Genomic DNA, 12,584 nt, shown 5'->3' with positions numbered 1-12,584 from the left:
ACTATGTGGATAGATGAGCAATGGTAACGGGCACCCGTTTTAGTTTACGAGCCAGTGTTGAGGTGTTTTTAAGGAATTTGGCAATTTAGTCCTACGGTCACCTTTAGCAGAATTAATTTGGGCTTGGGTTAGAAAAAAGCTGCCCTGTAAATTGGCGCCGCTTAAATCGGCATCTCTTATATCTGCTCCAATAAAGTCAGACATTCTTAGGTCAGCTTTCTGGAGATCGGCAGCAATTAATAAAGCACCCCTCAAATTTGAGCCTTGCAGATCAGCCCCTTTGAGTTTGGCTCCTATTAAGTTGTCCTTGCTTATTGTTCGGGAGGGCTTTATTTTTCCGCGAACTAACTCACTAGTTTTTAAAAGTAATGGATTCACTTTAGCACGATGGGCAGGAACATCCAGTGTTAAAAGAAACTGTGGATCCTGGTTGGTAAGATGTTCTGTTTTTTCAATAAGGGATTTCAATTCCTTGTGAATAGGCTGTGTTTCTTTCATTGATAATGCTTCGTTAAGATAGAGCAACATCTCATGGAGTTGCTGCACTATAGGAAAAACCTCAAACATGTCACTGGCCGATTCGGGATTTTTCCGCCAATCTGCACCTTTATATGTGACTTGTGAAACCTGCTGGCCTGCACCAAAGCATTCAAAAACTGTACAGCCTTTAAAGCCTTTGTCTCTAAGTTGACTATGAATGCCACAGAGAAAATTAGATTGCAGGTTTTTGCAGGGAGTTCCACCATCTTTGTTAAAAGCAAAATCGGCCGACTTGGCAAAGGGGAGTGCCACGCAGCATAAACCAAAACAATTTTCACAATCGGGGGTTAATTGTCGTTTCATACTCGATCCTCTTCATGTAGTGATGTTTTTATCATACCATAAAAAAAGACGATTAAAATGAATAATCATTTCAATCGTCAAATTTTTCCAAACCCTACACGTGCTGCAAAAATGCAAGCTGGATAAAGAATAAAACTGCAAAAACATATAGAAGCGGGTGCACTTCGCGCCATTTTCCTCTGACTGCTTTTAGAAGTGGGTAGCTAATAAAGCCCAGCGCAATTCCTGTTGAGATACTGGATGTCAACGGCATTGCCAGGATCGTGAGGAATGCTGGGAATGCTTCGTCGAGTTCATCCCATTTAATGTTGGAGATGTTCCCCATCATTAGGCTGCCAACAATAATAAGAGCAGGGGCTGTGATAGCAGAAATTCCGGAAACAGCGCTAACAAGCGGACCAAAGAAGGCAGCTAGAATAAACAGGACAGCGACCGTTACGGATGTTAATCCTGTTCGGCCCCCAGCGGCAACCCCTGAAGTCGATTCGATATAGGCAGTGGTTGGGCTAGTACCAAAAATGGCACCAATTGCTGTTGCAATTGAATCAGATAGTAAGGCTTGGCGTGCACGTGGCAACTTGTTGCCCTTCATTAGTCCGGCCTGATTGGCAACCCCAATCATGGTTCCCGTGGTATCAAAAATGGTAACAAGGATGAAGGAAAATACGACGGCATATAGACTGTGTTGAATGACATCTCCAAAGGCACTGAACGGATTCGATATTAAAAGTCCTTCTGGTAGGGAAGGAAATGAAACAAACCCTTTATCGAATTTTAGCTGGCCCGTGAAGAAGGCAATCACACCCGTTATGATCATCCCGAAAAACATGGCTCCGTTTACTCGTAATAACATTAATACTAAAGTAACAGCAAGGCCAACAAAAGTTAAGATGGCTGAAGGGGCATGCAGGTCTCCAAGACCAACAAGATTACTCGGGTTGGCTGTAATAATTTTTGTAAGACGCAAGCCGATAAAAGCAATAAACAAGCCAATTCCTGCGGTGATTCCGTGCTTTAAATTGGCAGGAATCGCCTCGATCAGTTTTTCACGTAGTGGGGTTAATGAAAGAATGACAAAAATAATTCCGGCAACGAAGACAGCAGCAAAGGCGGTTTCATAGTTGATATGGTGGCCGCCGCCGACAACGGAATAGGCGAAATAGGCGTTCAGTCCCATTCCTGGTGCGATGGCAATGGGATAATTGGCTAATAGGCCCATCCACAGAGTACCAATGGCAGTGGCTAAGATTGTTGCCGTGAAAACCTGTTGAAACGGTACTCCTGCATCAGCAAGAATAACAGGATTCACCACGACTATATATACCATTGTAAAAAAAGTGGTAATTCCCGCAAGCATCTCCGTTTTTGCATTTGTATGATTTTCTTTAAGCTTAAACATGATAGCTCCTCCAAAACACGAACATTAAATTGATTACTAAAACATATTATTCGTTTTTAGGTAAAAATGCAAGTGGAAAAATGAAATTTCTTAAACCACTTAGGGATGGATCTAGTAGGATCTCCTCGAATGTCCACCCCACGTGGACAAATAGGCGGTTTTGTCCAAGGGCGGTGCCTGTCACCCTCGATAGTATCACCTCGGCGCAACCCTCTACCCTGCCAATAAAGTTCAATTAGTTTTACCTCATTTTTATAATGTTATAATAGGATAGGAAAACAAGAAATTTATTAAGGGAGTAATGAGGTATGATTCTTGTTGTTGGTGGGGCTGGTTTTATCGGCAGCCATGTTGTGAAGGAGTTAGTGGAGAAGCACCAGGTTGTGGTATTGGATAATTTGTCGACGGGCCACCGTGATGCGGTTGACGGGAGGGCTGTTTTTGTTGAGGGGGATTTGGGTAATATCGATGACCTTGTAATGGTTTTTAGAAGTTACCCGATTAGAGCGGTTATGCATTTTGCAGCTAATAGTTTAGTGGGAGAGTCTGTTGTTGATCCATTAAAATACTATCAAAATAATGTTGCTTCGACTTTAACCTTATTAAGAGTCATGAATAGGTTTAAGGTAAGAAATTTTATTTTTTCATCAACTGCTGCAACGTATGGGATCCCTGATGCGGATCTTATCGATGAAACCACTCCAACCAGGCCGATTAATCCATATGGGCATTCAAAGCTGATGGTTGAACAGATTTTGTCTGATTTTTCAAAAGCATATGGCCTTCAATATGTAGTTCTCCGCTACTTTAACGCCGCAGGTGCCCATGATTCGGCACTGATTGGCGAGAGTCATGATCCTGAAACTCATTTAATCCCAATAGTTCTTCAGCAGTTATTAGGGAAAAGGGAGAAAATTTCTGTATTTGGCGCGGATTACAATACGGAGGACGGTACGTGTATTCGAGATTATATCCATGTGACCGACCTTGCTAACGCTCATATTCTTGCTCTTGAGGCTTTGATGATCGGCAAGAAAAAAGCTGAGGTTTATAATCTTGGAAACGGACTTGGTTACTCCGTCAAGCAGGTTATTGAAACTTGTGAAAAAGTGACTGACTTGAAGGCTAATGTAGAAATCACTGATCGGCGCCCAGGAGATCCGGCAAGACTCGTTGCCTCATCTCAAAAAATCCTGAACGAGCTTGGCTGGAGAGCGGAAAGAAACCTTGAAAAAATCATCAGTGACGCATGGAAGTGGCATTGCGAGCAGAGATATTAAAGGATATAGAAGTTGTAACGTAATTAAGCTAATTTAACATAATGACGGTGAATAGAGTGGGAAAAGCTATTGTTTCTGGCTGTGTCCACTCCACACGTACAATTGTCCACGAACGGTGCCTGTCACCATTTCTACTATGTAAGGGAGGGAATTCTTCTGTAATCGGAGGGCTCTCCCTTTTTTGTGTAGTTAGTTCAATTGTTAGTCATTTATAGGGAATTTCCATGTTTTGTTGATTCAGATGGGGCTGAGAAATTGGTACTATTATTTTATAGATTGATAGTGTTTTAGGAATGAGTTGGGGTGAGGCTTTGTGGGGAAGAAGAACGTGTTTTTATTGGTGGTATTGTTGATGGTTGTTTCAGTATTAAGTGCGGGTCCGAGTGCGGCGGCAGCTTCTTACGGTCAATCCATACATATTGAAAAAGGAAGTCTGATGCCAACGAAAGCCAAGTTTGCGATAAATCTAACTAAATTGTCCGTGTCAAAGAAACAAAGTGTATTAGAAAAAAATTCCATATCTAGTAAACTGGCCAGTAATGATCAATATATTGTTATCAGCAATGAATCTACTGATGGAGCAGTGATCCAGCCTACTGGTAGTTTTCAGATGAGAAACTTAAAAAAACCTGGGGACAATACTTATAAAATTGATGTGAATCAATCCTTGGGACAAAAACAAAAGCAGAAGGATATATATCGAAAAAGCACGCACTCAATCGTTACTACCTATAAGGTTGGGGACCGCAAAAATTTTTGGATCACAGATTTTACGGATTATTCACATGAGCAAATTAGTGCAACACTGGGCTACAGTGGCAAAAAAGCTAATGTTTGGGTATATCAAAAGCAAATTACCAATGCTGATGCTGTAAAATTAGGTGCGGAGTTTGATATAAAAATTTATTCGACAGTGGTCAATCACTTTGGACCAGAATCAGATGTAAATCATGATGGGAAAATTGATATTTTATGCTTTGATATACCGGATGGCTTTTCTGGAAGCGGTGGGTATATAGGGGGATATTTCGGTGCAGATGATTTGTATAATACCACCTATTCAAATAAAGAAGAAATTTTTTACATCGATACTTACCCAACCATGGGAATGGGTTCTACTAAGGATGTGACGGAAGCCTATCAGACTCTAGCTCACGAGTTTCAGCATATGGTGAACTATAATCAAAATGTGCTGGTGGAAAAAGGAAAGGAAATGGATACATGGTTGGACGAAGCAATGTCAATGGCTGCAGAACAAATGTATTTGGGGCATGGACTTAACGATCGTCTTGATTATTTTAACCAATCTGCGTCAATTGAAAATGGCCATTCGCTATTGTACTGGGATTCTTATGGGGACACTCTTGCCAATTATTCGTTGTCGTATTTATTTGGTCAGTATTTAAAAGTTCAATCGGGCCGTGGTGACCAAATATTTAAAGAGATTATGAGGGACCCCAACAATGATTACAAAGCAGTTGAAAATATGGCGAAAAAATATATTAACCCAAAACTGACATTCGGAAAGTTAATGACCGATTTTAGAATTGCCCTACTTTTAAAAGAGCCGAAGGGGTTATACGGATTTAAGGGTGATGCATTTTTTAATGCCCTCCAAGATCAATTTTTCACTGGGAATTCTGTGCAATTGCATGGTGGAGGTGCGGTGGTGATACCGCGGAGAAACATTGCCCTTCCAACTGCAAAAGGGGCAAATATCACCTATACATTGGTGGACAAGCATCAAGGTGTGGCAGAAATTGACATGACCCCGCCTGCGAGCCCGATTGTCAATGGTGTCGGGGATGCCGATACGCAGATTACGGGGAAGGCTGAGCTGAATGCAACGGTAGTTGCCTTCGTAGGTTCTAAAGAAATTGGACATGCAGTAAGCCGAGGGACCAGGGTTTTTGCTCTTCCGATTAGGAAGCAAGCAGCTGGAACCGTTGTAAAAATTATTGCCAAGGATGCCTCAGGTAATATAAGTAAGCCTACCACTGTTGTGGTAAAAGATGTGACGGCTCCAAGTAAGCCAAGTGTCGATGGTGTAACCGATCAGATGAAATTTATAGAGGGTAAAGCGGAGAGTGGCGCTTCGATTATAATTTCTCGAAATGGTAGTTTGATAGGAAGCGGCTCAGCTGGTACTGATGGCAAATTCAAGGTATTGATTACTAAGCAAGCAGCTGGGGCAAAATTGAGGATTACAGCTACTGATTTTGCCGGTAATCGCAGTGAGCCCGTTTTTATTACGGTCAAGCACCAGGATAAAACTAGTAAAGGGAATTCTTCCACAAAAAAGATCTCCATCTCCATCAAAAATAGCGGCAATTGGTCAAAAGGAATCACGCCACCTAGGGTAGCAAGGGAGCCTTCCTTGAACAGAAGTATTCTCATCCAGACAAACCTACTGTACCCAGGAAGCAAAAATTTATTTGGAAAATGGCAGATATTTGTCCTGTTTTAATGCAGGGAGTAACCAAAAACATAGAGTTGTGTGTTTAAGATGGTGGTGTCCACTGGATACGCACAAATGTACATGAGTGGTGCCTGTCACCCTAAATATTAAAAAAAGTGTACTGCTGTTTTTACGGCAGGCGCTTTTTTTGTGTTTTTTCGAGTTTTTCGATGCAAGGGTTAGGTATTGGTCTTGTTACTTTTGGATTTGAAAATTATTCTTTGGATGTTGCCTTGTTTTGGTGGCTTTTATAGTAAGATAGTGGATAATATTTTATGAGGATAAAAGAATTATTTTTTTAAGGGATGGCATTGGTATGAAAAAATTTGTGAAGGATCTTATTTTTATTTTAATTGGTTCGTTTATTTTTGCAGTGGGGGTAAATTATTTTACCATTCCCAATCGGCTTTCTGAGGGTGGGATTCTGGGGATTACCATTATTACGTACTATTTGTTTCATTGGTCACCCGGGGTAGTTAACTTTGTGTTTAATATAGTTCTTTTGACGGTGGGGTATAAATTTTTTGAAAAACGGACTTTTGTTTATACGTTACTATCTATTGGAGCAAGTTCTTTGTTTTTATTTTTGACAGAGGATTTTGGTAAGAGGCTAACCGGGGACACTTTGTTGGCATCCGTGTTTGCCGGTTTCCTAGTTGGAATTGGATTAGGCTTGATTTTTCGGTCAGGCGGAACATCAGGTGGGTCGACCATTTTGGCTCGAATCGCAAATCAATTCCTAGGCTGGAGTATGGGGAAGGCGATGCTGGTCATGGACGTATTAGTGGTGGCCGGGTCAATCTTCGTTATTGGTTTGGAAAAAGCGATGTACACCCTATTGGTCGTGTATATCGGGGCGAAGGCGATTGATTTTATTGTCGAGGGACTGGACGAACGTGTTGCAGTGTTGATTATCTCGAATTCGCCGGAGAAGGTGTTGGAGAGCATTACCAATAAAATGTCTCGAGGGCTCACCATCCTGGACGGACGCGGGGGATACACAGGACAAAACAAAGAAGTACTATACATCGTCATCAATAAACAGGAAATCGTCCAACTGAAGAACATCATCCATCAAATTGATGAACACGCCTACGTTACCATCCATTATGTCCATGAAATGCTAGGTAAGGGATACAAAGCCACATAACACAAAAAGGTCCACGTTCGTGGGCCTTTTTTGGCTGCTAGAAGTTCCCCTGCCTATCCAGGCTTAAGTGAAACTACTCCTCGGTATGCGCATTTTAGGCTGGAGGTGAGAGAGGGGAGCCTAAATGGTGACAGGCACCACTAATGTACATTTGTCCGCCCTGGATGGACAGGGCGGAAATGACAAATGATTTTTGTGAAAAGGTGCTCCACATTTGCGACTGATGAGGCGCCTTTTTGGTAGGGGGACTGCTGTTTTACCGTTTATCGTGAAAGTATGGCCTGATGGTTGTTGTGGTTTGGCGGCACCATTGGGTAGACGTTTTCTTCTTCGATGACGTTGAATTCCATGAGAACGGGGCCATTCGTCTGGAAGGCTGTTCGTATAACATGTTTTGCTTGGTCTTCTGTTTGGGCGCTTAGTCCCGCCACGCCATACGCTTCAGCAAGTTTGACGAAATGGGGGGAAGTCATTTTAACAGCAGAATAGCGGCCTTGGTAAAATAATTCCTGCCACTGTCGAACCATCCCTAGATAGCCGTTATTCATAATCGCTAGCTTGATAGGGAGTTGGTATTTGACTACTGTCATCAACTCCTGAAGGTTCATCTGAAAACTTCCATCCCCTGACACGCAGATGACCGGTTTTTCGGGACAAGCGGCGGCCGCTCCAATAGCCGCCGGGAGCCCAAACCCCATAGTCCCCAATCCGCCCGAGGTAATCAGTGTTCTCGGTTTAGAAAATGCATAATGGTGGGCAGTCCATATTTGATGCTGCCCGACATCGGTGATCACGATCGTGTCTTTTCCGAAGCTGTCCCTTAGTAACCGAATCACGGTTTGTGGGCTTAGAATACTGTTGGATTTATCAAATCGCGGCACCGTTCGTTTCCATTCGATGACCTCATTTGTCCAAATCTCCGTATTTAATTGAATTTGCTGATAATCCAAAATGCTCTTAATCGCCTTCAAAAACTGCTTCGCATCACCTGTAATCGGGAGGTCAACAGTAACGATTTTGTTGATTTCAGCCGAGTCAATATCTACATGAATTTTTTTTGACTTGGGGGAAAAGCCGCTGATTTTCCCAGTGACCCGATCGCTGAAACGAATTCCAATGCTAATCAGGAGATCACAATGATGGACAGCTTTATTGGCGGCAAACGTCCCGTGCATCCCGAGCATACCAAGGTAAAGCGGATCATTGGCCTCCATTGCACCAATCCCCATGAGTGAGCTGACAACGGGGATTCGTGCATGTTTTACCACTTCTCTGAGCTCCTCAGAAGAGTCTGACACTATGATGCCCCCGCCTATGAAGATTACCGGCTTTCGGGCTCTTTCGATCATATCTTTTACCTTTTCAATATTTTTGGGCGTAATTTGGTTTTCTCTGTGTTTGCTGCCATTATTCCATCTGTTACCGGAATATTTTTTGGGAAAAATATCTTCATTAATCTTGTCATTCGAATCTATGGGAGCTAATGTGAATTTTTTAGAGTTTAAAGAAATACTTGCTTTTAGCGCTATTAAAACGGGTCCAGGTCTGCCAGAAGCGGCAACTTTTAGAGCTTCGGACAAAAGGGAATCCAAGTCTTTGATCCGACTTATTTCATAAGTATACTTTGTAATGGGCATAGTGATGCCGGCGATATCCAATTCTTGCATCGTATCATTGTTGATTGGACCTGTATGGAGCGGACCAGCTATGATAACGAGCGGAATAGAGTCGCTATAGGCCGTGGCAATCCCTGTGATTCCGTTGGTGATGCCAGATGGGGAAGTGAGTAGTACTACACCAGGCCTTCCGGTTGCCCGTGCAAAACCGTCAGCTGCATGAACGGCAGATTGCTCATGCTTTAATTGAAAATAGCGAATTCCCTCATTATTAACCGTTGGATGAAAAGCTGGATTTAGGAGATCAGCATCACACCCAAAGACACAGTCAACCCCAAGTAAACCCAAGGACTCAAACAATTGTGTAACAGTTTTTTCGTTTAACATTGACATTCAACCACCTGATTTCTGATTTTTAAGAAATATTGTAAATTATCAGAAATCAAAAGTATGTGAGATAAATCATGTAATATAAATTATTTTCACTCAAATCTGCAGATCAGTATCCACTGGAGGCGTACAATTGTACATGAACGGTGCCTGTCACCATTTTACATATTCACCCAATTGAAGAGCGATACATAATGTATAAGATGAATGTTAATTGGGGGGACTGCGATGTTTCCATTTACGAATTATGTTGATGCGTTGAGTAGGCAATCGAATAAGTTGGTTTCTGATGTGGAGAAGGCGATAAATGGGGAGTATAGTGCGATTGATTGTTATGCGAGATTGGCTAATCTTGCTACGAATAAGGAGGAGAGGGAGCGGATTTTAGAGATTCGGGAGGATGAGATTAAGCATTATCGGCATTTTGTTCAGATTTATACACAGCTTACTGGAAGGCAGCCACAGCCGAAAATTACGGAGGGCTGCCCTAGTACGTATCTCAAGGGCTTGGAATTCGCATTAAAGGATGAGCAGATGACCGTTGATTTTTATATGGAGATTGCTGATTACGCGGGGGATCAATATGTAAGAAACGTGTTTCGAAGGGCAGCCGCGGATGAGCAGAATCATGCTGTGTGGTTTTTGTATTTTTTTACGAAAAATAAATAAAAATTCGATCAACAAAAAAGCCCATGTGTGCATGAGCTTTTTTTTGTGGATTCAGTCACTGTTCCTGTCACCGTTGGATTCCTCGCTACTGTTCCAGACTCCAAAATCACTACTTGATTCAATCGGAGAGTCACCAGAGGAGGATTCATCATAGTCCGCCTCATTGCTATAGTAACTTTTCGGTCTTTTTTTTGCGTTAGGAAAAATGAGAAATGCCAGAATAATTAACAAAGTACCGAAAAACTCCTGAGTACCGAAAATCAGATAAATTCCATATGCAAGCAGCAGAACACCAATTACTCTCCGGATTACCCGTATCGCCCCCAGATGCATTCCCCCTTCTTAGAATGTAAGCACTGCCCCTTTATAAAATACTTATTTATACGTAGGTCTTTTTATACATTGGCCATCTTTTTGAACATGCCCTTTTTAATAGGATCCTATTTTTGAACAAAATGTTAAATTTACTAATATGGTATTCCTAACCAAATCGGACTTGTATAATGGGAGACAGCGGAGGTGCGACTCAACATTTGCTGTTTTTCCGCTGTATAAAAATTAATAAGGAGTGATCCATTTTGGCTCGAAGAATTCGTACTTGGCATGAAGGTGCGAAGTTTCATGTGACCAGCAGAGGTAATAACCGGATGAAGCTTTTCTTGGACGATGAAGATTTTAATAAGTATTTATCGATTCTGAAAGAGAGTAAGGCCCGTTTTCCGTTTGTTCTTCATGCTTATTGTTTAATGACCAATCACACCCATCTTCAAATCGACACGCTGGAAACCCCGATTAGCACCATCATGAAATACCTCAACACAAGTTTTGCAAAGTATTTTAATAAAAAATATACCTGTACAGGTCATGTGTTTGAAAAAAGATATAGCGCTGAACTGTTAAATTCCCCCGAATACGAGATTGATGTAAGCAAGTATATTCATTTAAACCCCGTGACCGCAGGAATAACGGAGACCCCTGAGGATTACCCCTGGAGCAGTTACCCATGCTATGTTTATGGCGAAATACAACCCCTAGTAGATCCCACACCAGTTCTATCCTATTTTCCAAATCCCTCCTCTCAAACCTATGAAAACTATATGAAAAGTCGGTATACTGATAAATTTCATTGGTATGATGGGAAAATTTATTTCATACGACAGGAGGAGTCGCTGTGTGGGCTCGAGTGACCAGTGTTGGCCTTAAAGGGATGGAAGGGTATCGAGTGAATGTTGAAGTCAGTTCGTAGGTGGGAAATGATGCTTTTAAAATCTTCGGGCTGCCGGATGCTGTTGTGAAGGAATCGAAGGAACGAATCCACGCGGCACTTCGATCATTCGGTTATATCCATAATTCGACGACACTATTTGCCTGATGTTGACTTTCTAGAGGTGGAAATGATTTATGTACGTTCTTTACAGGATGTGATTGAACATCTGGAGGGGAAGTGGAGTCCGTCGGTCCCTGATTTTTTAAAAAAAGATATCTTGTTTCAGAATGATTGTAACAACCTGGATTTCCAGCAAGTAGTTGGACATGCTGAGGCTAAACATGTTTTGGAGATCAAACATGCACTAAGCAACCGTAGCCAAATCAAAATCATTCTCCTCGCCCGAACCATCTCCGATCTCCAAGCAAACCAGCAGATCAGCGACCAGAGTATCATCGAAGCAATTCAATTAAATGGGGGGATAAAATGAAATTATAATAGGAGTGAAATGAGAGGTAATAGGGTGACAGGCACCATCTGTGGACATTTGTCCGCGTCGGGCGGACGCCGCTATTGGAAATCTTGAGTGAAAGGGAAAAATGATGCGGCCGTCTGTGTTCTCGATATGAAGGAGAGATTTAGAAGGCCGCTCCTATGATGTGGTCATTTTTCCTTTTGTAATATGGGTTAAGTATTTTAAAAATTCATCACTGAGGTCGTCGCGTCTTAAAGCGAATTCTACTGTGGCTTGTAGAAAACCAAGCTTATCACCTACGTCATAGCGTCTTCCTTCAAAAATATAGGCATACATTGCTTCCTTTTTAGCCAATTCTCTAAGGGCATCCGTTAACTGGATTTCTCCTCCTTTACCAGGCTGTGTCTCTCCTAAAATATCTAGGATTGCTGGGTTGATAATATATCGCCCAAGGACGGCAATATTCGAGGGGGCATCTGCAATGGAAGGCTTCTCAATTAAACCTTTAACCTTATAAATTCTGTCCTCGATTAATTTCCCCTCAATAATTCCGTATTTATCCACGTCCTGCTCTGCTACTTTTTGTACACCTAAAATGGTCGTCTTGTACTCTTCATAAGTGTCAATCATCTGTTTTAAACAAGGTTTTTGGGAATAGACAATATCATCCCCTAACAGGACGGCAAAAGGTTCATTCCCAATAAAATTTTTCGCACAAAAGATTGCATGCCCTAGCCCTTTAGGTTCTTTTTGACGGATATAATGGATATTCACCATGTCGGAAATTTGACGCACTTCTTCCAATAACTCAAATTTCCCTTTTGATTCAAGTTCGAGCTCAAGCTCCACTGATTTATCGAAGTGATCCTCAATCGATTTTTTATTTCTGCCCGTAATAATTAAAATTTCCTCAATTCCTGAGGCTACAGCTTCTTCAATAATGTATTGCAATGTCGGTTTATCGACAATCGGCAGCATTTCCTTTGGCTGTGCTTTAGTTGCCGGGAGGAAGCGGGTACCTAATCCGGCTGCAGGAATGATGGCTTTGCGAACGTTCATCCAATGCACCTCATTCTTTTTTTGAAAAAATAACGGAA

At 41.9% G+C, this 12,584-nt stretch carries 12 protein-coding genes; 7 read left to right on the top strand and 5 right to left on the bottom strand.

Annotated features, from left to right (window positions below; genetic code table 11):
- Positions 1-39: 39 nt before the first annotated feature.
- Positions 40-843 (bottom strand): pentapeptide repeat-containing protein, encoded by an 804-nt coding sequence (locus tag ACI3K6_RS07360; RefSeq protein ID WP_435554303.1) that lies wholly within the window; start codon positions 841-843, stop codon positions 40-42.
- 94 nt (positions 844-937) lie between these two features.
- A complete protein-coding gene (locus ACI3K6_RS07355) occupies positions 938-2,242 on the bottom strand; it encodes an NCS2 family permease (RefSeq protein ID WP_335478393.1) in 1,305 nt (434 codons plus the stop codon).
- A gap of 308 nt (positions 2,243-2,550) precedes the next feature.
- Between ACI3K6_RS07355 and galE the strand changes: the two genes are divergently transcribed.
- The 3 genes from galE to ACI3K6_RS07340 all read left to right on the top strand — a co-directional run bounded on the left by galE (position 2,551) and on the right by ACI3K6_RS07340 (position 7,130).
- On the top strand, positions 2,551-3,522 hold the full coding sequence (gene galE / locus ACI3K6_RS07350; protein ID WP_435554302.1) for a UDP-glucose 4-epimerase GalE: 972 nt from the start codon (positions 2,551-2,553) through the stop codon (positions 3,520-3,522).
- 313 nt (positions 3,523-3,835) lie between these two features.
- Entirely contained in the window at positions 3,836-5,989 is a 2,154-nt protein-coding gene (locus tag ACI3K6_RS07345) for an Ig-like domain-containing protein (protein WP_435554301.1), read from the top strand.
- A gap of 307 nt (positions 5,990-6,296) precedes the next feature.
- Positions 6,297-7,130, top strand: coding sequence for a YitT family protein (locus tag ACI3K6_RS07340; RefSeq protein ID WP_335478386.1), 834 nt, complete (start codon positions 6,297-6,299; stop codon positions 7,128-7,130).
- A 263-nt stretch (positions 7,131-7,393) separates the two neighbouring features.
- Here the strand turns inward: ACI3K6_RS07340 and ilvB are convergent, their stop codons facing one another.
- Positions 7,394-9,133: a biosynthetic-type acetolactate synthase large subunit gene (gene ilvB, locus ACI3K6_RS07335; RefSeq protein WP_435554300.1), complete on the bottom strand. Its 1,740-nt coding sequence runs from the start codon at positions 9,131-9,133 to the stop codon at positions 7,394-7,396.
- A 231-nt stretch (positions 9,134-9,364) separates the two neighbouring features.
- Here ilvB and ACI3K6_RS07330 point away from each other — a divergent pair, with 231 nt between their 5' ends.
- A complete protein-coding gene (locus ACI3K6_RS07330; protein WP_435554299.1) occupies positions 9,365-9,805 on the top strand; it encodes a ferritin-like domain-containing protein in 441 nt (146 codons plus the stop codon).
- A 51-nt stretch (positions 9,806-9,856) separates the two neighbouring features.
- Here ACI3K6_RS07330 and ACI3K6_RS07325 read toward each other — a convergent pair whose 3' ends face one another.
- Positions 9,857-10,138 carry a hypothetical protein gene (locus ACI3K6_RS07325; RefSeq protein WP_435554298.1) on the bottom strand — a complete coding sequence of 94 codons (282 nt, stop codon included), beginning with the start codon at positions 10,136-10,138 and terminating at the stop codon, positions 9,857-9,859.
- A gap of 245 nt (positions 10,139-10,383) precedes the next feature.
- On the opposite strand from ACI3K6_RS07325, the gene ACI3K6_RS07320 reads away from it, so the two are divergent.
- From ACI3K6_RS07320 to ACI3K6_RS07310, 3 genes are read left to right on the top strand one after another with little or no spacing between them, the layout of a single operon-like run.
- Positions 10,384-10,992, top strand: a complete 609-nt coding sequence (locus ACI3K6_RS07320) for a transposase (RefSeq protein ID WP_435554297.1) — start codon at positions 10,384-10,386, stop codon at positions 10,990-10,992.
- Positions 10,993-11,051: 59 nt separating this feature from the next.
- Positions 11,052-11,177 (top strand): magnesium chelatase domain-containing protein, encoded by a 126-nt coding sequence (locus ACI3K6_RS07315; protein ID WP_435554296.1) that lies wholly within the window; start codon positions 11,052-11,054, stop codon positions 11,175-11,177.
- Positions 11,170-11,502: a magnesium chelatase subunit ChlI family protein gene (locus ACI3K6_RS07310; protein ID WP_435554295.1), complete on the top strand. Its 333-nt coding sequence runs from the start codon at positions 11,170-11,172 to the stop codon at positions 11,500-11,502. The genes ACI3K6_RS07315 and ACI3K6_RS07310 overlap by 8 nt, the downstream gene beginning before the upstream one ends.
- 162 nt (positions 11,503-11,664) lie before the next feature.
- On the opposite strand, the gene galU is transcribed toward ACI3K6_RS07310, so the two are convergent.
- Positions 11,665-12,546, bottom strand: coding sequence for a UTP--glucose-1-phosphate uridylyltransferase GalU (gene galU, locus ACI3K6_RS07305; RefSeq protein ID WP_435554294.1), 882 nt, complete (start codon positions 12,544-12,546; stop codon positions 11,665-11,667).
- Positions 12,547-12,584: the final 38 nt, after the last annotated feature.

Source organism: Neobacillus solisequens, assembly GCF_051233465.1.
In the GTDB taxonomy this organism is placed as follows: Bacteria; Bacillota; Bacilli; order Bacillales; family Cytobacillaceae; genus Neobacillus.
Note: the sequence above shows the minus strand (reverse complement) of the source record. Positions and strands in the feature narration are given on the sequence as shown.